General features: G+C 59.3%; 16 protein-coding genes and 1 pseudogene. 11 read left to right on the forward strand and 6 right to left on the reverse strand.

Annotated features, from left to right (window positions below; genetic code table 11):
* Window positions 1-84: 84 nt before the first annotated feature.
* Both ACMXYI_RS08565 and glnA read right to left on the reverse strand, forming a co-directional pair.
* Window positions 85-2142, reverse strand: a complete 2058-nt coding sequence (locus tag ACMXYI_RS08565) for a hypothetical protein (protein ID WP_415772796.1) — start codon at window positions 2140-2142, stop codon at window positions 85-87.
* 146 nt (window positions 2143-2288) lie between these two features.
* Window positions 2289-3695 carry a glutamate--ammonia ligase gene (gene glnA / locus ACMXYI_RS08570; protein WP_415772798.1) on the reverse strand — a complete coding sequence of 469 codons (1407 nt, stop codon included), beginning with the start codon at window positions 3693-3695 and terminating at the stop codon, window positions 2289-2291.
* A 330-nt stretch (window positions 3696-4025) separates the two neighbouring features.
* Here glnA and thiI point away from each other — a divergent pair, with 330 nt between their 5' ends.
* Together thiI and typA are read left to right on the forward strand one after the other, a co-directional pair.
* Entirely contained in the window at window positions 4026-5480 is a 1455-nt protein-coding gene (thiI, locus tag ACMXYI_RS08575) for a tRNA uracil 4-sulfurtransferase ThiI (protein WP_415772800.1), read from the forward strand.
* Window positions 5481-5619: 139 nt separating this feature from the next.
* Window positions 5620-7440, forward strand: a complete 1821-nt coding sequence (typA, locus tag ACMXYI_RS08580) for a translational GTPase TypA (RefSeq protein WP_048396057.1) — start codon at window positions 5620-5622, stop codon at window positions 7438-7440.
* A gap of 252 nt (window positions 7441-7692) precedes the next feature.
* On the opposite strand, the gene ACMXYI_RS08585 is transcribed toward typA, so the two are convergent.
* Complete coding sequence (locus ACMXYI_RS08585) at window positions 7693-8136, reverse strand: YkgJ family cysteine cluster protein (protein ID WP_033055294.1); 444 nt, start codon at window positions 8134-8136, stop codon at window positions 7693-7695.
* Window positions 8137-8390: 254 nt separating this feature from the next.
* Between ACMXYI_RS08585 and ACMXYI_RS08590 the strand changes: the two genes are divergently transcribed.
* From ACMXYI_RS08590 to ACMXYI_RS08610, 5 genes are all read left to right on the forward strand, one after another.
* Window positions 8391-10841, forward strand: a complete 2451-nt coding sequence (locus tag ACMXYI_RS08590; RefSeq protein ID WP_415772803.1) for a glycogen/starch/alpha-glucan phosphorylase — start codon at window positions 8391-8393, stop codon at window positions 10839-10841.
* Between the two features lie 222 nt (window positions 10842-11063).
* Complete coding sequence (locus ACMXYI_RS08595) at window positions 11064-14636, forward strand: DUF2339 domain-containing protein (protein ID WP_415772804.1); 3573 nt, start codon at window positions 11064-11066, stop codon at window positions 14634-14636.
* On the forward strand, window positions 14633-16006 hold the full coding sequence (locus ACMXYI_RS08600) for a DUF3999 domain-containing protein (protein ID WP_415772806.1): 1374 nt from the start codon (window positions 14633-14635) through the stop codon (window positions 16004-16006). The genes ACMXYI_RS08595 and ACMXYI_RS08600 overlap by 4 nt, the downstream gene beginning before the upstream one ends.
* Before the next feature lie 160 nt (window positions 16007-16166).
* Window positions 16167-17177, forward strand: coding sequence for a class 1 fructose-bisphosphatase (locus ACMXYI_RS08605; RefSeq protein WP_415772808.1), 1011 nt, complete (start codon window positions 16167-16169; stop codon window positions 17175-17177).
* Between the two features lie 3 nt (window positions 17178-17180).
* The gene (locus ACMXYI_RS08610) at window positions 17181-17783 is read left to right on the forward strand and encodes a DUF924 family protein (protein ID WP_415772810.1); all 603 of its coding nucleotides are present in this window, start codon (window positions 17181-17183) and stop codon (window positions 17781-17783) included.
* A gap of 125 nt (window positions 17784-17908) precedes the next feature.
* On the opposite strand, the pseudogene ACMXYI_RS08615 reads toward ACMXYI_RS08610, so the two are convergent.
* Together ACMXYI_RS08615 and ACMXYI_RS08620 are read right to left on the reverse strand one after the other, a co-directional pair.
* A pseudogene (locus ACMXYI_RS08615) lies at window positions 17909-19800 on the reverse strand (methyl-accepting chemotaxis protein).
* Between the two features lie 78 nt (window positions 19801-19878).
* Window positions 19879-20031 carry a hypothetical protein gene (locus ACMXYI_RS08620; RefSeq protein ID WP_415772812.1) on the reverse strand — a complete coding sequence of 51 codons (153 nt, stop codon included), beginning with the start codon at window positions 20029-20031 and terminating at the stop codon, window positions 19879-19881.
* Window positions 20032-20061: 30 nt separating this feature from the next.
* Here ACMXYI_RS08620 and ACMXYI_RS08625 point away from each other — a divergent pair, with 30 nt between their 5' ends.
* Both ACMXYI_RS08625 and ACMXYI_RS08630 read left to right on the forward strand, forming a co-directional pair.
* Complete coding sequence (locus tag ACMXYI_RS08625) at window positions 20062-20316, forward strand: lipoprotein (protein ID WP_033055306.1); 255 nt, start codon at window positions 20062-20064, stop codon at window positions 20314-20316.
* Window positions 20317-20349: 33 nt separating this feature from the next.
* Complete coding sequence (locus ACMXYI_RS08630) at window positions 20350-20919, forward strand: lipocalin family protein (protein ID WP_008149464.1); 570 nt, start codon at window positions 20350-20352, stop codon at window positions 20917-20919.
* Window positions 20920-21050: 131 nt separating this feature from the next.
* Here the strand turns inward: ACMXYI_RS08630 and ACMXYI_RS08635 are convergent, their stop codons facing one another.
* On the reverse strand, window positions 21051-22415 hold the full coding sequence (locus ACMXYI_RS08635) for a formimidoylglutamate deiminase (RefSeq protein WP_309675691.1): 1365 nt from the start codon (window positions 22413-22415) through the stop codon (window positions 21051-21053).
* Between the two features lie 200 nt (window positions 22416-22615).
* On the opposite strand from ACMXYI_RS08635, the gene hutC reads away from it, so the two are divergent.
* Window positions 22616-23284, forward strand: coding sequence for a histidine utilization repressor (gene hutC / locus ACMXYI_RS08640; protein ID WP_236713266.1), 669 nt, complete (start codon window positions 22616-22618; stop codon window positions 23282-23284).
* Window positions 23281-23850, forward strand: coding sequence for a HutD/Ves family protein (locus ACMXYI_RS08645; protein ID WP_415772814.1), 570 nt, complete (start codon window positions 23281-23283; stop codon window positions 23848-23850). Before hutC ends, ACMXYI_RS08645 begins: the two co-directional genes overlap by 4 nt.
* The last annotated feature ends 8 nt before the right edge of the window (window positions 23851-23858 follow it).

The following is a 23858-nucleotide window of genomic DNA, read 5'->3' on the forward strand; positions in this document are numbered from 1 at the left end:
GCTTGCAGCATAGGCGAGGGTCGCCGGTTAACCCAACTCCTCAACATTCGCTCACACAAACGCCCTCGTTCACCTGGCCAGCAATCAACTGCTGAAATTAAGCATGCGTTGCTTCTTCTCGGGTGCCGCTGGTGGCTTTGGGCAGCCCTCGGGACCGGGGAATGTCTGCTGCCCGGTTTCGTCGTAAAGCACCGTGCAGCCAACCGGACCTTTGTCATAAAAAGCCCGGCTCTTGACCACGCCGTTGCGGTGATAACACAGCTGTTCACCGGTCAAGTCGCCGCCCCACTCGTAGTTCTTGAATTTCTGTTGGTTGACGGTCATCCAGCTGAAGCCTACCGAGTTCTTCTGGCACTCGATCTGCCCGTTGTCGTAGTAGGTGCGGTCGGTAATCTGGTCGTTGTCGCCGATGATTCTCTCGCGAGTCTTGCGACCGGTTTCGTAGTTGTATTCAACGGAAGCCTGTCTATCTCCGTAGAGGAAGTTGGTCTCCCATGACAACTTTCCGTGAGTAAAGTAGCGAGATATGCCGCAGCGGCCGATGGTAGGACCGTCCTTGTCGAAACGGCACCAGTTGGATTCTTCATAGAGCACTTCGTTTTCGTCGTAGCCCTTCATCAGGCCGACAAATCGCCCCAGTTCGACACGTCCGACGGTGGCCGGTGTGCCATCGCGAAGGAAGGTCAGGTACGGGCCTTCGTGCTCGTCGTTGTGCCAGGAAATATCGTTGAGCAGTACCTTGCCGTCTTCGCTGTAGCCCAGTGAACGGCCTTCCAGCTTGCCGTTTTCGTATTGCTGCGAGTATTGCAGTTGGCCGTTGGGGCCGTAGCCTTCGCGAGTGCCGGACAACACATCAGCCTTGTAGTGCTCGATCTTGCTGAGTACGCCGTTGGCATCGGTATCGCGCAGTTCGCCTTCTTTTTTGTCGGCGACGAAGTTCACATTTTGGGTATGACCTTTGTCAGCCTTGAGCTTCCATGGACCACTTTTCAGGCCATCTTCGTAGTTGCCTGTGCCGGCTTCAGTAACCCATGGGCCTTCTCGTTTATCGTCGCGGTAGTTGCCGCGTTCAATCGTGCCATTTGTACGCTGCTCACTCGGGCCGTTGAGTTTGTCGTGGATGTAAGTGGAAAAACCGCTGACATCCGACTCGCCTTCCTCGCTCGACAGCACCCAGCGACCTTCGCGCAAGTCATTCTGAAATTCGCCGGTATGGGTTTGCCCGTCAATCGTTTCAATCCATTGACCCTGGCGTTTGCCGTCGACATAGGTCCCGCCGGACGAATACTGCAAGCCTTTGGCGAACGACCAGATGCCCGTGCGTGCGCCGTGGCTGTAGGCGCCTTGGTTGGTAATGGCGCCGAAGTCATAAGTGACGGAGGCGCCGTCTTCGCTGCCGCTGAAAATCGCCGGATCGGTTTCCCAGGCCATGCGGCTGACCTGATAGTTGTACAGCGTGCGACTGCCATCATTGATTGAGGTGTCGATGCCACGCCAGAAGGTGACGGTCAAAAAGCGTCCGTCTTTTTCCTGAAAGGTCTTTTTGTAGTAGTTCTGCCCGTTGCCGGGGGAAGGGGTGTTGAGAGGTTGGGTGCGCTCGTCGAAATAGCCCACCAGTGTTCCCTGAGTGAGGTCGAGTTGGTCGAACTCAGGTATGCCTGACTCTTCGTAGAAGAAGCGGTAATTGAGTGGCGTGAGCTTGGCCAGTTCCTTCTTGATCGCCAGGGCGTCGAGGTTTTTCTGGCCTGTGGTCATGCGGTCGAGGGCCTTTTGCAAGCCGTTGACTCGACTGTAGAGATGATCGTTGGCGTCGTATTTGTAGGCATGGACCTTGTACTGCGCCTGTTGCCTGAACAGCACGAACCGGGTCGGGGCTTCGCTGTCCAGTGGCATCAGGAATACCGACTCGATCGATGCTGCGCCGAAATCATCCAGCAGTTGTGGTTGTTCATCGTCGCTATCGCAAATGCAGTAATAACCTTTAACGCCACCTGCCTCCTTGATGAACGCAAGGGTGGCCGAGCTCTCCTGAAGGCCCTGAATCAGCGGATGGGCCAAGGACTTGCCGTCATAAAACGGCGCCGCGTTGACGGTCGTGCAGCCAAAGCCAGCCATCAGGGCGAGTAACCACAACCACTTCATACGAATCCTTTCGTCAAGGCGCCGGGCAGGGCGCGAGAGCGGCGGATTATCCATGGATGTGTGTCCGGGGGAAACGAGCGCCCACAAAAAAGGCCTCCCGAAGGAGGCCTCTTTTTTGTCACGCCGCTTGCGCAGGCGCTACCGGATCAGCAGCTGTAGTACAGCTCGTATTCCAGTGGGTGTACGAAGGTACGTACTTTGATTTCTTCTTCGCTTTTCAGGGCGATGTAAGCGTCGATGAAGTCGTCGCTGAATACGCCGCCTTTGGTCAGGAACGCACGACCTTTGTCCAGCTCTTCCAGGGCTTCTTTCAGGCTGCCGCAAACTTGTGGGATCTCTTTCGCCTCTTCAGGCGGCAGGTCATACAGGTTTTTGTCAGCAGCATCGCCAGGGTGGATCTTGTTCTGGATACCGTCCAGACCGGCCATTACCAGGGCAGCGAAGGCCAGGTACGGGTTGGCTGCTGGATCCGGGAAGCGAGCTTCGATACGGCGAGCGCGAGGGCTGGACACGTAAGGAATACGGATCGAAGCGGAACGGTTGCGAGCCGAGTAGGCCAGCATTACCGGAGCTTCGAAACCTGGGACCAGACGCTTGTAGGAGTTGGTCGACGGGTTGGTGAAGCCGTTCAGTGCTTTACCGTGCTTGATGATGCCGCCGATGAAGTACAGAGCGGTGTCGGACAGGCCGGCATAGCCTTCGCCAGCGAAGGTGTTCTTGCCATCTTTGGCGATGGACAGGTGAACGTGCATACCCGAACCGTTGTCGCCGTACAGAGGCTTAGGCATGAAGGTCGCGGTACGGCCGTATGCATCAGCAACGTTGTGTACGCAGTACTTCAGGGTCTGAACTTCGTCAGCCTTGGCCACCAGGGTGTTGAACTTCACACCGATTTCGTTCTGGCCAGCAGTTGCCACTTCGTGGTGGTGAACTTCGATGACCAGGCCCATTTCTTCCATGGCGTTGCACATGGAGGTACGGATTTCGTGGTCGTGGTCGAACGGCGGAACCGGGAAGTAGCCGCCTTTGACGCCTGGACGGTGGCCTTTGTTGCCGCCTTCCACGTCCTGGTCGGACATCCACGAACCTTGTTCGGAGTGGATTTTGAACATCGAACCGGAGATGTCAGACTTGAACTTCACTTCGTCGAAGATGAAGAACTCAGGCTCTGGACCAACAAATACGGTGTCGCCGATACCGGTCGACTTCAGGTATTCCTCGGCACGCTTGGCGATCGCACGTGGGTCACGGTCGTAGCCTTGCATGGTCGAAGGCTCGATCACGTCGCAAACCAGGATCAGGGTTGGCTCTTCGGTGAACGGGTCGAGAACGGCAGTGCTGTCGTCCGGCATCAGGATCATGTCGGAAGCTTCGATGCCTTTCCAGCCAGCGATGGAGGAACCGTCGAACATTTTGCCTTCTTCGAAGAAAGCTTCATCCAGCGCGTCGCGAGCCGGCATGGTCACGTGGTGCTGAGTGCCTTTGGTGTCAGTGAAGCGCAGATCAATCCACTTGACGTCATGATCTTTGATGAGTTGAACCGACTTCGACATAGTGTCCTCCGGGTGGCTTCGGGCTTAGTAGTGGATGCCCTTAGAATGTGGGTGATGCCGGCGCGAATACTCTGCCAAGGCAACCTGCCTCACAAGGGAGCAAATTGCATGCCAGTGCCCCACCATGGGTTTTTTGCCCCAATTTCACGCTTATAAAGGTGCAAAGCGGAGCAAAGCTGGAAATAGCGCCCCCTAATGTAGCGTCAAATCCAACAAATGACCCGTTTTGGTGCGTGCAAAACCTTCTGCACATTAACTGGTTAAACCTTGAGCAATTTCCGCTATAATCCGCGCCCCCCTTTTTCGGCTGGCCCAGCGCGCGCTGTTTTCATGAAACTAATCGTAAAAGTCTTCCCCGAGATCACCATCAAGAGCCGCCCGGTACGGATGCGTTTCATCCGCCAGTTGGCCAAAAACATCCGTACCGTGCTCCGCGACCTGGACCCGGCTGTGGTGGTGAACGGTGTGTGGGACAATCTCGAGCTGGAAACCCGCGTCAGCGAGCCCAAAGCCCTGAAGGAGATGACCGAGCGCCTGAGCTGCATGCCGGGCATCGCGCATTTCCTGCAGGTCGACGAATACCCGTTGGGCGACTTCGACGACATCGTCGCCAAGTGCAAGCAGCACTTCGGTGATGCGTTGGCCGGGAAGATTTTTTCGGTGCGCTGCAAGCGTGCCGGCAAACATGAATTCAGCTCGATGGACGTCGAGAAATACGTCGGCAGCCAACTGCGTCGTCAGTGCGGCGCCGCCGGAATCTCGCTGAAAGAGCCGGAAATCGAAGTTCGCCTCGAAATTCGCGACAAACGGTTGTTCGTGATCCACGGCCAGCACAACAGCATCGGCGGTTATCCGCTGGGTGCCCTGGAACAGACACTTGTGCTGATGTCCGGCGGCTTCGATTCCACCGTCGCCGCTTACCAGATCATGCGCCGCGGGCTGATGAGCCATTTCTGCTTCTTCAATCTGGGCGGACGAGCCCATGAACTGGGCGTCATGGAAGTCGCGCACTTCATCTGGAAGAAGTACGGCAGCTCCCAACGCGTGTTATTTGTGAGTGTGCCGTTCGAGGAAGTACTGGGAGAAATTCTCGGGAAAGTCGATAACAGTCATATGGGCGTAGTTTTGAAGCGTATGATGTTGCGCGCTGCTTCCCGTATTGCCGATCGGCTGGAGATCGATGCGCTGGTCACCGGCGAAGCGATTTCCCAGGTGTCGAGCCAGACGCTGCCGAACCTGTCCGTGATCGACTGCGTGACCGACAAGCTGGTCTTGCGTCCGCTGATCGCCAGTCACAAGCAGGACATCATCGACCTGGCCAACGAAATCGGTACTGCCGACTTCGCCAAGCACATGCCGGAATACTGCGGGGTCATCTCGGTGAACCCCAAGACCCACGCCAAGCGTCCACGCGTGGAGTACGAAGAACAACAGTTCGACATGGCAGTACTTGAGCGTGCGCTCGAGAACGCCAAACTGGTGCCGATCGATCGCGTGATCGACGAATTGGGCCAGGACTTGCAGATCGAAGAAGTCAGTGAAGCGCTGGCTGGTCAGATCGTCATCGACATCCGTCATCCGGATGCCGCTGAAGATGACCCGCTGGGCCTCGCTGGCATTGAGGTACAAGCGATGCCGTTTTATGCATTGAACGCTCGTTTCAAGGAACTGGACCCTACTCGCCAGTACCTGCTGTATTGCGACAAAGGCGTGATGAGTCGCCTGCATGCCCACCATTTGCTCAGTGAGGGGCATGCCAATGTGCGCGTTTATCGACCGAGCTAAGTGCCCGGGGCTGTTTGCCTGTGGCCTGCGTCACCGGCCCCCCGACGCCGCCGTCAAGCTGTAACGGCTTTGCCGGACTCTACTGTTAATCGCTGCCAAGACTTGTCAGCACACCGAATCCTCTGATCGAGATACACAAGTGATCGAAAATCTACGCAACATCGCCATCATTGCTCACGTTGACCATGGTAAGACCACCCTGGTAGACAAACTCTTGCGTCAATCCGGCACCCTGGAGCGCAACGAGCTCAACGACGAGCGCGTGATGGACTCCAACGACCAGGAGAAAGAACGCGGTATTACCATTCTGGCGAAAAACACCGCCATCAACTGGAACGGCTTCCACATCAACATCGTGGACACCCCGGGCCACGCCGACTTCGGCGGCGAAGTTGAACGCGTAATGTCGATGGTTGACTCCGTTCTGCTGCTGGTTGACGCTCAAGACGGCCCTATGCCGCAAACCCGTTTCGTGACCAAGAAGGCTTTCGAAGCCGGCCTGCGTCCAATCGTGGTCATCAACAAGGTTGACCGTCCAGGCGCGCGTCCGGACTGGGTTCTGGACCAGATCTTCGACCTGTTCGACAACCTCGGTGCTACCGAAGAACAGCTGGACTTCAAAGTCGTCTACGCCTCGGCCCTGAACGGCATTGCCGGTCTGGAACACACCGACATGGCTGAAGACATGACCCCGCTGTACCAGTCGATCGTCGACAACGTACCTGCGCCGAAAGTCGACCGCGATGGTCCGTTCCAGATGCAAATCTCTGCTCTGGACTACAACAGCTTCCTGGGTGTTATCGGCGTTGGCCGTATCGCTCGTGGTCGCATCAAGCCGAACACTCCGGTTGTCGCTATCGACGCCGACGGCAAGAAGCGTACCGGTCGTATCCTGAAGTTGATGGGTCACCACGGTCTGCACCGTATCGACGTTGAAGAAGCAGCTGCCGGCGACATCGTCTGCATCAGCGGCTTCGACCAGCTGTTCATCTCCGACACTCTGTGCGACCCACTGAACGTCGAAGCGATGAAGCCGCTGACCGTTGACGAACCAACCGTTTCCATGACCTTCCAGGTAAACGACTCGCCTTTCTGCGGTAAAGAAGGCAAGTTCGTCACCAGCCGTAACATCAAGGAACGTCTGGACAAAGAACTGCTCTACAACGTTGCCCTGCGCGTTGAAGAAGGCGACACCGCCGACAAGTTCAAAGTCTCCGGCCGTGGTGAGCTGCACCTCTCGGTACTGATCGAAACCATGCGTCGCGAAGGCTTCGAAATGGGTGTTGGTCGTCCGGAAGTGATCATCCGCATGGTTGACGGCGTCAAGCACGAACCGTACGAAAACGTGACCATCGACCTGCCAGAAGAATCGCAAGGTTCGATCATGGAACAGATCGGTATCCGTAAAGGCGACCTGACCAACATGGTTCCGGATGGCAAGGGCCGTGTGCGCCTTGAGTACAACATCCCGGCTCGTGGCTTGATCGGTTTCCGTAACGAGTTCCTGACCCTGACCTCCGGTGCAGGCATCCTGACCTCGATCTTCGACCGTTACGACGTGATGAAGTCCGGCGACATGTCCGGCCGTCAGAACGGCGTGCTGGTTTCGGTTGCCACCGGTAAGGCTCTGACTTACTCGCTGGAAACCCTGCAAGCTCGCGGCAAACTGTTCCTGGGTCACGGTGAAGACGTGTACGAAGGTCAAATCGTCGGCATCAACAGCCGCGACAACGACCTGGGCGTCAACCCAACCAAAGGCAAGAAGCTCGACAACATGCGTGCCTCGGGTAAAGACGAAACCATCGCTCTGGTTCCGCCTATCCGTTTCACCCTGGAACAAGCTCTTGAGTTCGTGCAAGAAGACGAACTGTGCGAAGTCACTCCTAAGTCCATCCGTCTTCGTAAGAAGATCCTGGGCGAAAGCGAGCGTACCCGCGCTGCCAAGAAAGCCGGTAACTGAGTTTCGACTTAGTTAGCGCTTAAAAAAACGCCCCCGATCGCAAGGTCGGGGGCGTTTTTGTTTGTCTGGCTGTAGCAGCTGTAGCAGCTGTAGCAGCTGTCGAGCCTGCGAGGCTGCGTTCGGCTGCGCAGCAGTCGTGAAATCAAACGCTGCGGTGCATCATATAAATCGTATTTTCCGGCCTGCGACTGCTCCGCAGCCGAACGCAGCCTCGCTGGGGCTCGACAGCTGCTACGGGGAATCGAGGCGGCTTTAAAACTTCTCGAGGGTCCGACGGCTCTCGCTGGACTCGCGCGGGACTTCTTTCGGCTTATACGCGCAATACCCCGGCCGCGGCCCGATTTTCGGGTGGTTGCGGCAAGTATCCGGGCGCTTTTCATAAATAGTGCACAGACGGCTCTTACGATCCAGGTACAGGCAATCGTTGTTGCTCATGCGCTGGAGGGTGAAGATCTCGGACTTCTGGTTGTAACGCTCGACGATCCCTTCCTTCTGCAGACGCTTGGCGATGTTCTTCGGCGGCTCACCGCGCTCGAATTCATCAACGATGCCGATACGGATCAGATCCTTGATCTTGACCTCGACCGGCAGGGTGCAGCAGCTGGAAACGCACGAACCACACATCGGAGCGGAGTACTTGGCCCAGGTATCGAGGCGATCGATCTCCGCGGCGGCGATCAGGTTGGACTTCATCATCGGTTGTTACCAGCGTGCATCAGGGCGCGCGATCATACCGGGACTGGTGGATTTTTGAACAACCTTTCGCCAGATTTTTTCGTATTCCGCCCAATAACACCTGTAACCCGGCACGGCCCCTGCATTCTTTCCGGTGCGCGACAAGGTAATGTCGATCTATCTCACACTAACGGGAAAATCTGCCGAACCAGAGTTCCAACGGCCTGTCAGACCGTCTAGGCTCAACAACTCCACGCTCGCTCGAGGTCCTATCGATGACTCAAGAACCACTTGTTCGCGAAGCAGAGGTGGCCGCATTCCGCGACGCCGTCTTGACCAAACTCACCTACGCGGTGGGCAAAGACCCGGATCACGCCTTCGACCACGACTGGTTCGAAGCCATTGCCCTGGCGGCGCGCGATCACATGGTCGAGCACTGGATGGATCACACCCGGCAGATCTACCGCAAAGGTCAAAAGCGGGTTTATTACCTCTCCCTCGAATTTCTGATCGGCCGTCTGCTCTACGACAGCCTGAGCAACCTTGGCCTGCTGGACGTCGCCCGCGAGGCCCTGACTGAACTTGGCGTCGACCTTGAACGCATCCGCCTGCTGGAACCGGACGCAGCGCTGGGCAACGGCGGCCTCGGTCGTCTGGCCGCGTGCTTCATGGAAAGCATGTCGACCCTCGGCATTGCCGGCCACGGTTACGGCATCCGTTATGAACACGGCTTGTTCCGCCAGGCCATCGTCGACGGCTGGCAGCAGGAACAGACCGAACACTGGCTGGATTTCGGTAACCCTTGGGAGTTCGAACGACCAGAGGTCGTTTACCCGATCGGTTTCGGCGGCAGTGTCGAAACCGTCACCGACGAAGCGGGCAAGTCCAAGCAAGTCTGGACGCCAGCAGAAACCGTTCGTGCGATTGCGTATGACACGCCGGTCGTCGGCTGGCGCGGAGCAAGCGTCAACACGCTGCGCCTGTGGCGCGCCCGGGCCATGGAAGATTTGCACCTGGAACGCTTCAATGCCGGCGACCACTTGGGCGCCGTGGCAGAAGTGGCCCGGGCCGAAAGTATTTCCCGGGTGCTCTACCCGGCGGACAGCACCGAAGCCGGCCAGGAACTGCGCCTGCGTCAGGAGTATTTCTTCGTCGCCGCGTCCTTGCAGGACTTGCTGCGCCGCCATCGCAACATGCACACCTCGGTCCTGACCCTGGGCGATCATGCCGCGATCCAGCTCAACGACACCCACCCTTCGATTGCCGTCGCCGAGTTGATGCGGCAACTGGTCGATGTCTATGACGTCGCGTGGGATGCGGCGTGGCAAGTCACCGTCGATACGCTGTCCTACACCAACCACACGCTGCTGCCGGAAGCGCTGGAAACCTGGCCGGTCGGTTTGATGGAGCGGATGCTGCCGCGGCACATGCAGATCATTTACTTGATCAACGCCCAGCACATCGATTCGCTGCGGGCCAAGGGTATCCATGACTTCGAGGTCCTGCGCGCGGTATCGCTGATCGAGGAAGACAACGGTCGCCGCGTGCGCATGGGCAACCTCGCGTTCCTTGGCTCCCACAGCGTCAACGGCGTGTCCGGCCTGCACACGCAGCTGATGCGCAAAACGGTGTTCTCCGAACTGCACAAGCTCTACCCGGACCGGATCAACAACAAGACCAACGGCATCACCTTCCGCCGCTGGCTCTACCAGGCCAACCCGGAGTTGACCTCGATGATGGTCGACGCCCTCGGCCCGGATTTGCTGGACAACCCGGAAGAACGTTTGCTCGGCCTGGAACCGTTTGCCGAGAAAGCCGCGTTCCGCAAGGCGTTCGCCGAACAGCGCCTGCACAGCAAGAAAGCCCTGGCGTACATCATTCATGAGCGACTTGGCGTTGCGGTCAACCCGGCCGCGATGTTCGACGTGCAGGTCAAACGGATCCACGAATACAAACGTCAGTTGCTGAACCTGTTGCACACCGTTGCGCTGTATCAGGCGATTCGTGCCGAGCCGGAAATCGATTGGGTGCCGCGGGTGAAGATCTTCGCCGGCAAGGCAGCGGCCAGTTATCACCAGGCCAAGTTGATCATCAAACTGACCAACGACATCGCCCGGGTGGTGAACAACGACCCGACCGTGCGCGGTTTACTGAAAGTGGTGTTCTTGCCCAACTACAACGTCAGTCTGGCGGAGAGCATCATTCCGGCAGCGGATTTGTCGGAGCAGATTTCCACCGCAGGCTTCGAAGCCTCGGGCACCAGCAACATGAAGTTCGGCCTCAACGGCGCGCTGACCATCGGCACCCTGGACGGGGCCAACGTGGAAATGTGCGAACGCATCGGCGCCGAACACATGTTCATCTTCGGCCTCAGCGCTCAGCAGGTTGAAGCGCGCAAGCAGAGCCATGAGTTCAACGCGACGCCGGATATTGCCGCATCCCACCGGCTGAATGACGTGCTGCAAGCGATTCGCGGCGGGGTGTTCTCGCCGGATGATCCTTCCCGTTACACAGGATTGATCGATTCGCTGATCGACTACGATCGCTTCCTGGTTTGCGCCGATTTCGACTCTTACTGGGACGCGCAGATGCGCGTTGAAGCCCATTGGCACGATTCGAAGGAATGGTGGCGTTCGGCGGTGTTGAGCACCTCCCGGATGGGTTGGTTCTCGTCCGACCGGACCATTCGCGAGTACGCCACGGATATCTGGAAAGCGCTGGAGTAATTTTTAGCAATAATTGCGAGCAAGGCCCGACGGTTGTTGGGCTTGGCCGATATACTCAGCACCAGTTTCAGTGAGCGCTGCGCGCTCAATCGCGGGCAAGCCACGCTCCCACAGGATTTTCATGGGTCGCAAGACCGATATATGACCTGTGGGAGCGAGGCTTGCCCGCGATGACGTCAGCGCAGACGCCACAAGGCAATGGGCCGCTTAGGGATATCGACCATGCAATGGATGTTCATGCTGATTGGGCTGGTGCTGGGCTGGGTACTCGACGAGTCGTTCAGCGATGCGCTGTTGGGCGCGTTGCTCGGGTTGGGTATTGGCCAGGCCATTCGCATCGGCCGCTTGGGTTCACAAGCTGACGAGCAACGTAAGCTACTTGATCAGGCTCAGATCGCGCTGAATGCGGTGCAGCAACGGCTGTCATTGCTGGAAGTGTCAGGCGTCAAGACACCGGAAACCCACGAACCCACGCCGTCTCCTGAGTTCACACTCGACGAAATCCCTGCCGAGACCCCGGAGCTGATCTGGGAACTCCCACCCGAACTCGAACCGGTCACCTCAGCCGCCGCTGAAGCGAGCCGTCCAGTGCCCGTCGATGCCTGGAAACCCGAACCGGTCGCCCGCGAACCGCAACAACCCGCCATCCCGCGCGGCCCGAACCTCGTCGACCGCGCCATCAGCGGCGCCCGCAACTGGCTGTTCGGCGGCAACACCGTGCTGCGAGTCGGTGTGGTGCTGTTGTTTCTCGGCTTGGCCTTCCTGCTGCGTTACGCCACCGAAGGCATGGTGGTGCCGATCGAGTTGCGTTACGCCGGTGTTGCGGCGGCGGCATTGGGTCTTCTGGGGCTGGGTTGGTGGCTCAGAACACGCAACAGCAATTACGCGTTGATGTTGCAGGGCACCGGGATCGCGGTGTTGTACCTGACCGTGTTTGCCGCGATGCGCCTGCATCCGCTGCTTGATCCTACTGCGGCGTTAGGCCTGCTGGTCGCGGTGACGGTGTTCTCGGCGATCCTCGCCATCACCCAGGATGCGTTGGGCCTGGCTGCCGCTGCAGCGTTGGGCGGTTTTGCCGCGCCGATCCTGACCTCCACCGGAGCCGGCAACCATGTCGCGTTGTTCAGCTACTTCGCCTTACTCAACACCGGCATCCTCGCCATCGCCTGGTTCAAGGCCTGGCGGCTGCTCAACCTGATCGGTTTCGTCGGCACCTTCGGCATCGGTTTCGCCTGGGGCCTGCGTTCCTATACCCCGGAACTGCTATGGAGCACCGAGCCGTTCCTGATTGTGTTTTTCCTGATGTATCTGGCCATCGGTCTGCTGTTCGCCCGGCGCAAGTTGCTGGAAATGAGCGACGCACCCGAGGACGACAGCCGTGAGGCGCTGCTGCACTGGTCCGCGCGCAAGGGCGATTACGTCGACGGCACGATGCTGTTCGGTCCTCCGTTGGCGGGCTTCGGCTTGCAGTTCGCGTTGGTCCAGCACTTGGAATTCGCCGCAGCCTTCAGCGCGTTGGCGTTGGGCATGATTTACATGGGCCTGGCGCGGTTATTGATGGGCGGACGAGCGTTGCTGCTGGCGGAAACCTGTCTGGCGCTGGGGGTGATCTTCTCCAGCCTCGCGATTCCGTTGGGGCTCGATGCGCGCTGGACTGCGGCTGCCTGGGCCGTCGAAGGTGCCGGCATCTTCTGGCTCGGCCTGCGTCAGCAACGACCGCTGGCCCGAGCCTTTGCCTTGCTGCTGCAATTGGGCTCGGCGCTGGCCTTCCTCAGTGAACTGCGGATCGGTGAAAGCAGCCTGCTCGACGGTGCGCCGCTCGGTGCGTTGATGCTCGGCGTGGCGTTGTTGTTCAGCTTCTACCAGTTGCGCAAAGCCTTGCCCGAGCAGACGTCGGAATGGGAGCGCAAAGGGTTGCCGGTGTTGGCCTGCCTCGGTCTGACCTTCCTCTATCTGCTGGCGCCGTTGTTTTTCTTCACTCACGGCACGGCGATCAGTTGGGCGCTGGCGGGGTTGGCGACCTTGTTCGTTGGCTTGCGTCTGCAATCGCGCACGTTCCTGTTCACCGCGTTCGCCGTGCAGTTGCTCGGCGGTGCGTTGTTCCTGCTGCGGCTGCAGGGGGCGAGCGGTGAGTCCGCCGCTGTGTTCAACGCGGGTTGGAGCGGTTTGCTGAGCGCCTCGTTGATCGGTCTGGCGCTGATTGCTGGCATGTTGCTGGCGGCGCGCGACGAGATGGTCCGAAGCGACGTGAGATTGCTGCGCGGCTTGTCGGTGGTGTTGCTCGCCGGTCTGGTGTTGATCAATCTGGCGGTGCTGTTCGTCCTGCCTTGGCAAACGGCGAGTGCCGTATGGGCGGCCAGCGGTTTGTTCATCATCTGGCTGAGTCTGTACCTGAAGCAGCGCGTGAGTTTTGTCTTCGGTCTGCTGTTGCAGGTGATTGGCGGCGCGGCGTTCCTGATGGCCGGGCCTGATTTGCTCGGGCCGCTTGCGAGCGAAGGATTGAAGCCTCTGGCTCACAGCGGTTTCTGGACGCCGCTGGTGTTGGGTTTGGCTGCGATGGTTGGCGCCTGGCGTTTGCAGCTCGGTAATCATGCTTCGGCCTTCGATGTGCTGAGCTTGCAGCGTTTGTCCGAAGTGCTGCTGGTGTGGGGCGCGGGTTGGTGGGCGCTGGCGTGGGTCAGTGAGGTGCTGCGCTTTGCACCGTTGAATCTGCAAGCGACGTTGTTACTGGCGGTTGCGGCGCTGAGTGTGGCGCTGTGGACGGTATTGGCACTGCGCCTGAAATGGTCGTCGCTGGGCTTGCTCTGCACCTTGCTGATGCCTGCTGCCGGTTTGGTGTTGCTGGCTGCGTGGCACTCGCGTTATCACCCGGCGGCCAATTTTGGTTGGCTGGTATGGGCGGCCGTGTTCGTTGTGCACTTCATCTCCCTGCGGCGTTTGGTGCCGATGTTGCCCGCGCGCGCCCTCAGTACCGCGCACGTGCTCGGCTGCTGGCTGTTGATCGGTGTGTTGGCCCTGGAGCTGCGTTACGGCTTGTTGCTGCTGTCCGAGCAGTACAATGCCTGGCGCTGGTTGGGTTGGGCGATTCTGCCGAGTCTGTATCTGGTGCTGATGGCGGCACCCCGTGCCTGGCCATGGCCGGTGTCGGCTTATTCGCGCGAATACCGCGTGTACGCTGCGGCACCGCTGGCGTTGCTGATGCTCGGCTGGTTCTGGCTGGCGAACGTTGTCAGCGACGGCACCGCCGAGCCGTTGCCTTACGTACCGCTGATCAACCCGCTGGAGTTGGGTCTGCTGTTTGCGCTGTTCGGCGTCTACGTGTGGTCTCGCAGCGCCGTGACGCAACTGTCGGTCCGCAAGGACTACTCGGATCACGCCACGCAACTGATCGCTGGCGCCTCGCTGTTTGTGTTCTTTACTGCGTTGGTGATGCGCACTGCCCACCATTGGGGCGGTGTGCCGTTCGAGCTGGAGGCGTTGCTCGAATCCATGCTGGTGCAGGCCGGTCTGTCCATCGTCTGGACCTTGATGGCCCTGAGTCTGATGATCGGCGGCCATCTGCGTCATCGCCGCGAAGTCTGGCTGATCGGTGCGGCGCTGATCGGTGTGGTGGTGGCCAAACTGTTCTTTGTCGAATTGAGTAACCGCGGCGGACTCGCCCGGATCGTGTCGTTTATCGGCGTTGGCGTGTTGCTGTTGGTGGTGGGCTATTTCGCCCCGTTGCCGCCCAAGCGCTTTGATGCTGTGCCGGAGGCTGAAAAACCGGCCCCGCAAACCGAAGGAGTGTCGTCTTGAGTCAGAAGCTGAACCTTGTCTGGTTGGGCGCTGTTGCGCTGGGTGTGGCGTTGTCGGCCAGTGCTCAGGAAAAACTGGCGGACTTCGCCACGCAAGTGCCGTTGTCGGTCAGTGGTGAAGGTCCGTGGTATCGCCTCGAATTGCCGTTGAGCGTGCAATTGAATGCGCGGCAAACCGATCTCAGCGATGTGCGCGTGTTCAATGCTGCCGGTGAGGCTCAGGCGTATTCCTTGGCTCGTGCGCCGGCGCAGACCAGCGACAACCGCACCCTGACCGACGTGAAATGGTTCCCGCTGTACAACTCGGCGGATTCGACTGAGCACGCACCGGGCGTAAGGGTGCAATCGAGCGCCAACGGCACGCTGGTCGAAGTACAACCGTCTAGTCAGCTGGAGGTGGGCGAAGAAATGCTGCGCGGTTGGTTGCTTGACGCTAGCAGCATCAAAGCACCGTTGCAGCAGTTGATCCTCGACTGGACCAGCGAACGCGATGGTTTCCAGCGTTTCACCATCGAAGCCAGTGACGACTTGCAGCATTGGCAGTCATGGGGCGAAGGACAGGTGGCGCGCCTGACGTTCGCCGACGAACGGGTCGAGCAACATGAAGTCGCTCTGCCGGGTCAGTCGGCCCGTTATCTGCGTTTGCTGTGGAGCACGCCGCAATCGGCCCCGACATTGACCTCGGCGCAACTGCAAAGCGCCAAGACCCGCAGCCTGCCGCTACCGCTTGTCTGGTCGCAACCGCTGGCCGGCAGCAGCGTGAAGGCCGGTGAATACACATGGCAATTACCGATGGGGCTGAATGTCGAGCGCTTGCAGGTCGAGTTGAGTCAGCCCAACAGTTTGGCGCCCGTAACCTTGTCCGGTCGTCGGGAAAGCAGCTTGCCTTGGCAGCCGCTGAGCAGCGGTTTGCTCTATCGCCTGACCCAGAGTGGCCAGGACGTGGTGCAGAACGAATTGCAGCTGTCGGGGCAAACCGTGCAGCAGTTGAAGCTGACGGTGGACGAGCGCGGCGGCGGTCTGGGTGCCGAGGCACCGACAGTGCGATTCGCCGTGCGCTCCATTCAATTGGTGTTCCTGGCACGCGGGGCGGGGCCTTATACGCTCGCGCTGGGAAGTGCCACGGTGAAGGCGGCGAACCTGCCGCTGTCTACGTTGATTCCGGATTACAGCGCTGCAAAGTTGGCGACATTGGGCAAGGCTACGGTGGATGGCGGGGCGGTGGCCACGCCGGCATCGACAGTGACAACGGCTGCGACGACGGACACAAACTGGAAGAAGTTCGGGTTGTGGGCGGTGTTGCTGCTCAGCGTTTTGTTTCTGGCCGCGATGGCGTTCAGTCTGTTGCGCAAGCCGCCAGTCAAGCCTTGAAACTGGCAGCAACGCCCTGTGCACATCCGGGCGGTTTCGAACTACGCTCAACCGGGCGCATGAACTCTATTGGGTGTAACACGTCTGATAGGAGGAAATGCGCCCCGACTCGCGTTAAACTGCGCGGGTTTTTAGCCCCCCCATTCCACCGGAGCCTTCCATGTCCCGCGTTACCCTGAGTCGCTATTTGATTGAGCAGACCCGTAGCAACAACACCCCTGCCGATCTGCGTTTCCTGATCGAAGTGGTGGCGCGCGCCTGCAAGGAAATCAGCCACGCCGTGTCCAAAGGCGCCCTCGGTGGTGTTCTGGGCAGCATGGGCACCGAAAACGTCCAAGGCGAAGTGCAGAAGAAACTCGACGTGATCTCCAACGAGATCCTGCTCGAAGCCAACGAATGGGGCGGTCACCTGGCCGGCATGGCGTCCGAAGAAATGGACAATGCCTACCAGATCCCGGGCAAATACCCGAAAGGCGCCTACCTGTTGGTGTTCGACCCACTGGACGGCTCGTCGAACATCGATATCAACGCACCGGTCGGTACTATTTTCTCGGTGCTGCGTTGCCCGAGCGAATACCTGAGCCAGAACGAAGCCTTGAACGAAAAGGCTTTCCTGCAGCCAGGCACCGAGCAGGTAGCCGCCGGTTATGCCATCTACGGCCCGCAAACCATGCTGGTGCTGACCCTGGGCGACGGCGTAAAAGGCTTCACCCTGGACCGCGAAATGGGCAGCTTTGTGCTGACCCACGAAGACATCACGATCCCGGAGTCCACTCAGGAGTTCGCGATCAACTCGTCCAACCAGCGTCACTGGGAAGCCCCGGTACAACGCTACGTCGGCGAATTGCTGGCGGGCGATGAAGGCCCACTGAAAAAGAACTACAACATGCGCTGGGTCGCCGCGATGGTCGCGGACGTGCACCGCATCCTGACCCGTGGTGGCTTGTTCATGTACCCACGCGACAGCCGCGAGCCATCGAAGCCAGGCAAACTGCGCTTGATGTACGAAGCCAACCCGATGTCGTTCCTGGTCGAACAGGCTGGCGGCGCGTCCACCGATGGCCATCAGCGCATCCTCGACATCAAGCCTGACGGCTTGCACCAGCGTGTCGCCGTATTCCTCGGTTCGAAAGAAGAAGTCGAACGCGTCACGGCTTACCACAAGGAATAAACCATGACCGCGCCCTGGCAGCCGTTGCTCGAATGGTGGTTCGGAACCCTCGAATCCCCCAACGAAATAGCGGCTGACAAGGGCAAGTTATGGTTCGGCAAGCGCGACAGCCAGGACCTCGAAGCGCGCACGCGTTTTGGGGGCTGGGTCGAGCAGGCACTGGCCGGCGGATTGACCGAATGGGCGCAACGCCCCGAAGGTTGGCTGGCTCTGGTGCTGTTACTCGATCAACTCCCGCGAATGATCTTTCGCGACACTCCCAAATCCTTTTCAGGCGATCTCAGGGCTCAGGCACTGGTGGCGCAAGGCATTGCTGCGGATTTCGATCGGCAGTTGCGGCCGATCCAGCGGGTATTTATCTACCTGGTGTTTGAGCACTGCGAGAATCTGGCGGTGCAGAACGAAGCGGTTTCGCGGTTTATCGATCTGGTGGCGCAGCAGCCTGAGGCTGATCGGGCGGTGTTTGCCGATAACCTGGATTATGCCGAGCGGCATCAGAAGATCATTGCGCGGTTTGGGCGGTTTCCGCATCGCAATGCGGTGTTGGGAAGGGAGTCTACGGCTGAGGAGTTGGCGTTTCTTTCAGGGCCTGGATCTCGGTTCTAACTGATCGTTCCCTCGCTCCGCGTGGGAATGCAGCCCGGGACGCTCCGCGTCCCTTTCAGAGCCGAACGCGGAGCGTCCGTTGAGGCATTCCCACGCAGAGCGTGGGAACCATCAGCGCTCGGTAGTTAAATCCGGAAGCTACCCACCAACTGCTTCAACCGCGCCGCCTGCTGCTCAAGGTCTGAACACGCACGCAACGTCGACTGCAAGTTCTCCACCCCCTCCTGATTCAGCGTGTTGATCTCGGTGATATCGACATTGATCGACTCCACCACCGCCGTCTGCTCTTCCGTCGCAGTGGCCACCGACTGGTTCATTCCGTCGATCTCACCAATACGCTGAGTCACGCTGCCCAGACGTTCGCCCGCCTGGTTGGCGATGCCGACGCTGCTTTCGCTCTGGCGCTGGCTGTCGGTCATGGTGATCACGGCTTCCCGGGCGCCGACTTGCAGTTCCTCGATCATCTTCTGCACTTGCTGCGCCGAATCCTGAGTACGGTGCGCGAGGTTTCGCACTTCGTCCGCTACCACGGCAAAACCACGACCGGCTTCACCGGCACGGGCCGCTTCGATGGCGGCGTTGAGTGCCAGCAAGTTGGTCTGCTGGGAGATGCTGGTGATCACTTCCAGAATCTGCCCGATGTTGACCGTGTTGCTGTTGAGCGTTTCGATGTTGCCGCACGAATCGCTGATCTTCGCCGAGAGCTGCTGCATCGCCGCGATGGTTTTATCGACGACTTGCTGGCCATCCTCGGCCAATGCGCGAGCATCGCTCGAATGCTGAGAGGCGAGGGCGGCGTTCTGGGCGATTTCCTGGGCGGCGGCGCCCAGCTCGTTGATGGCGGCGGCGACGCTGCTGGTGCGCGAGGCTTGCTGGTCGGAGTTGTACATCGACGAGTTCGACGCGGCAACCACACGCAAGGCGACTCGTTGACCTGGCCGGTGGCCGAGGACACTTCGCGAATCGAGGTGTGAATACGCTCCACAAAGCGGTTGAACGAAGTGCCCAGGGCACCGAATTCGTCGTGGCCGTGAATGGTCAGGCGTTTGGTCAGGTCACCTTCGCCTTCGGCGATGTCATGCATCGCGCGGCCCATGGTCAGCAGCGGCTGCATCAGGAAGCTGATCAGCATGCCCAGCAACGCGATGATGATCACCACGGCAATGACCATGGCGATGATCGCCGAGGTGCGGAATTCGCTGAGCATCGAGAACGCGGTGTCCTGATCCAGCACCAGCGCCACGTACCAGTCTGCCGAGGGCACACCGTTGACGTGGGTAAATGAGATGAATTGGGTCTTGCCGTCGATCTCGACTTCTTTCATTCCCGGGCTGACTTTCGGCGCGCCGTTCGGGTAGGCGTCGGTCAGGCTCTTGAGCACCAGTTTGCTGTCCGGGTGGATCAGGATTTTGCCGTCGGCACTGACGATGAACGCGTGGCCGTGGCCGCCGAAGTTCAGCGAGTTGATGATCGCGCTGACGCTGGACAAGTCGATGTCTGCGCCGGCGACGCCGATCATTTGATTCTGATGTTTCACCGGGGTGGCGACCGTAATCACCAGTTTTCCCGATGACGCGGCGATGTAGGGTTCGGTGACGATGGTCTGTTGCGCACCGTTGGCCGCCTTGTACCAGCCACGGGCGCGCGGGTCGTAATCCGCCGCACGATTGCCAGCCGGGACCGAGAACATCACGCCGTCGGTGCCACCGAAGTAGCTCAGCTGAAAATTACTGGTGTAGGCCGGCAGGTCGATGGCGCGCTTGAGGTTGGCCAGGGCGCTGCCATCCACGGCGATCTGCTGGGACAGCGATTGCAGCAACTGCATGCGGCTTTCCAGCCACGTCTGGATGTTGCTGGTGGTCAGGCTGCCGAGTTCCTGCATCGAGGATTCGGTACTGCTGCGCAGGGTTTGCCGCTGTCGGTAGTCGTTGAAGAGGATGAAGCAAGCGAATGCAACGGCCACCACGAGGGCGGCAGCCAACAAGATCTTGTGGCTGAACTTCATGTTTCTGGTCATTAAATGAGCTACCGCGGAGGGGGCTGGTCAAAAAAGGCGTCTTGCGTTGCTTTTATGTCGACCAGCCGGCGCCAAAGATTAGGCGGCTTTTGCGAAAACCGACGAAATACCCAATAGCGAAAGAAAGTTGCTGATTTTTCGAAAAAAGGCAGACGAGCGGCCTGATAAATAGCCGGCCGGCCAGGGAACCAGAAAGGGGTTTTCTCTTCTAAGCTTCAGCTTGGCAGCCATGCCATTCCCCTTCGCCCCAGGAGCTACACCATGTCGCTGCGTTCTATCGCCCTGCTTTCGTTCTGCGTGTTGTTGGCCGCTTGCAGCAAGATCAATCAGGAAAACTACTCGAAGCTGTCGTCAGGCATGCCCAAGGCCGAAGTAGAAACCTTGCTGGGCAAACCTGCCGATTGCTCGGGCGCGCTCGGCATGTCCAGCTGCACCTGGGGCGACAAGAACAGCTTTATCAGCGTGCAGTACGCCGGTGACAAAGTGCTGATGTTTTCCGGCCAAGGCCTGAAGTAATCCGGGGCGATACGCCCACGGGAGAAAAACAAAATGAAACGGTTACTGATAGTCCTTTTAGCCGGCCTGGTATTGGCCGGCTGCGCCACTTCCGGCGTAGATCCGTTGGCACCGAAAACCGCCAATAGCGTCAATCTCAAGAAGTACCAAGGGACCTGGTACGAGTTGGCTCGTCTGCCGATGTATTTCCAGCGCAACTGCGCGCAATCCGAAGCCCATTACACGCTCAAGCCTGACGGCAAGGTGTTGGTGCTCAATCGCTGCCTGACGGCAGACTGGCAATGGGAAGAGGCCAAAGGCGTGGCCTGGCCACAGGAACCGGGAAAAACCGACAAGCTGTGGGTCGAGTTCGATACCTGGTTTTCGCGGCTGATTCCGGGTGCGGCGAAGGGAGAGTACTGGGTGTTGTACGTCAGCGATGACTACAAGACCGCCATTGTTGGCGATCCGAGCCGCAAGTATCTATGGCTGCTGTCACGGACCCCGACGGTCAATGGTGTAGTGCGTGAAGAGTTGCTGAGCAAGGCGCGTCAGCAGGGCTACGACACTACGCGGCTGATCTGGCGCGCGACCGATACGCAGATGGCCAAAACTTCGAACTGATTACTCCGCTACTGATCGTTCCCACGCTCCGCGTGGGAATGCAGCCCGGGACGCTCCGCGTCCCAACAGCGGACGCAGAGCGTCCATTGAGGCATTCCCACGCAGAGCGTGGGAACGATCAGTGGGGGGCGTTAGCCCAGAAGATCGCGCAGGACTTGGGTGAACGCCCGATTGCTTTCTTCTTCGCCCGCATGACGCCCGTCGCGCACAACCCACTGGCCATTGACCAGCACATCTCGCACCTGACGATCGCCACCGGCAAACAACCAACGATTGAGAATCCCGTCGCCACTGGCTGTCGCCAGGTACGGATCGTTGCCATCCAGCACCAGCCAATCCGCACGCTTGCCAACTTCCAGCGCACCAATCGGCTGCCCCAGCGCCTGAGCCCCGCCATCCAGCGCCGCGTCGTACAGCGTGCGGCCAACCATCGGCTGATCCGCGCCATACAAACGATTACGGCGTTGATCGCGCAGACGCTGGCCGTATTCCAGCCAACGCAATTCTTCCACCACGCTCAATGACACATGGCTGTCGGAACCGATGCCCATGCGCCCGCCCTGAGCGAGGAAATCCACCGCCGGGAAAATCCCGTCGCCAAGGTTGGCTTCGGTGGTCAGACACAAGCCGGCGATGGCGCGACTCTTGGCCATCAGCGTGACTTCTTCCGGGTTGGCGTGGGTCGCGTGAACCAGGCACCAGCGCTGATCGACTTCGGTGTTTTCGTACAGCCATTGCAGCGGACGACGACCGCTCCAGCTCAGGCAGTCATCGACTTCCTTCTGTTGTTCGGCGATGTGGATGTGCACCGGGCACTGCTGGTCGCTGGCGGCCAGCACTTCGCTGATCTGCTGCGGTGTTACCGCGCGCAACGAGTGGAAACACAAACCCAGCGACTGCGCCGGTTGCTGCGCCAGGATCGGCTGCAAGCGCGACTGAAGCTTGAGGTAGTTTTCGGTGCTGTTGATAAAGCGGCGCTGGCCTTCGTTCGGGGCCTGGCCGCCGAAACCGGAATGGCTGTAGAGCACCGGCAGCAGGGTCAGGCCGATCCCGGCGGAACTGGCTGCCTGGCTGATGCGCAGCGCCAGTTCGGCCGGGTCCGCGTAAGGCTGGCCGTTGGTGTCGTGGTGTACATAATGAAATTCCGCGACCGAGGTGTAACCGGCCTTGAGCATTTCGATGTACAGCTGACGGGCGATGACGCCGAGTTGATCCGGGCTGATTTTTCCGACGAGGCGATACATCAAATCGCGCCAGGTCCAGAAACTGTCATTCGGATTACCCGCCACTTCCGCCAGCCCGGCCATGGCCCGCTGGAAGGCGTGGGAGTGTAGATTCGGCATTCCCGGCAGCAGCGGACCGCTAAGCCGTTCGGCGCCATCTGCGTTGGAATCGGCCTGGATATGGGTCAACACGCCATCGGCGCTGACCTCAAGACGTACATTGTTGGCCCATCCACTAGGCAGCAGCGCGCGTTCGGCAAAGAAGGCGGACATGGTTCAGCACCCCATCGTGTGTTATTTGTATATACATATACAGACGTTTGCCTGCTCGGTAAACTCCGGCAAGCTAGTAGCCCTCAACAAATGAACAAGGATTAACCGTGCCAACTCCGTCTGCCACATTGCCGCCGAATGCCAATCTGAGCGCCAATCTGGGCGACAGTCCGGCGCCCTTGTACGCCCGCGTCAAACAGATGATCACCCAGCAAATCGACAGTGGAAACTGGCCGCCGCACTACCGCGTTCCGTCGGAAAGCGAGCTGGTCAACCAGCTGGGTTTCAGCCGCATGACCATCAACCGCGCCCTGCGCGAAATGACCGCCGACGGTCTGCTGGTGCGCATGCAGGGTGTCGGCACGTTCGTCGCCGAGCCGAAAAGTCAGTCCGCGCTGTTTGAAGTCCACAACATCGCCGACGAAATCGCCTCCCGTGGCCATCGCCACACCTGCAAGGTCATCACCCTCGAAGAAGAGGCCGCCGGTTCCGAGCGGGCACTGGCGCTGGACATGCGCGAAGGCCAGAAAGTCTTTCACTCGCTGATCGTGCATTTCGAAAATGATATTCCGGTGCAAATCGAAGACCGTTTCGTCAATGCGCTGGTGGCGCCGGATTACCTCAAGCAGGACTTCACCCTGCAAACGCCATACGCCTATCTGAACCAGGTCGCGCCGCTGACTGAAGGCGAGCACGTGGTCGAGGCGATTCTGGCCGAAGCCAGCGAGTGCAAGTTGCTGCAGATTGAAAAGGGCGAGCCGTGCCTGCTGATTCGTCGCCGCACCTGGTCCGGCCGTCAGCCAGTGACCGCCGCCCGTTTGATCCACCCTGGTTCCCGTCATCGTCTGGAAGGTCGGTTTCACAAATGAGTCAGTCAAAGGTTTTACGCGCAAAAGATTACCCGCGCATGCCGTGGAAAAACGGCGGCGGCAGCACTGAAGAAATCACCCGTGATGGAGGTGCCGGCCTTGAGGGTTTCGGCTGGCGTCTGTCGATTGCCGACATCGGCGAGTCGGGCGGTTTCTCGACATTCGCCGGCTATGAGCGGGTGATCACGGTGCTGCAAGGCGACGGCATGACCTTGCGGGTTGATGGTCAGGACACAAAGCCACTGTTACCGCTGGACCCATTTGCTTTCAGCGGCGAGAGCCAGGTTTCCTGCACATTGCTCGGTGGGCCGATCCGCGACTTCAACCTGATTTATGCACCGCAGCGTTATAGCGCGCGGTTGCAGTGGATGGACGGCGAGCAGCGGTTTTTCAGCTCGGCAGGCACCGTGCTCGTATTTAGTGTCACCGACGAGCTTGAAGTGATGGTTGGTAACAGTGCCTCACAACTCGGTCGCCATGATTGCCTGCAACTCGACGGTAACGCCGGCCTGCTGGAAGTCTCCGTCAGTGGCCAATGCTGCGTGATCGAGCTGATCGCACGCTGATCCAGAAC

It is taken from the genome of Pseudomonas lyxosi, from assembly GCF_047758685.1.
In the GTDB taxonomy this organism is placed as follows: Bacteria; Pseudomonadota; Gammaproteobacteria; order Pseudomonadales; family Pseudomonadaceae; genus Aquipseudomonas; species Aquipseudomonas lyxosi.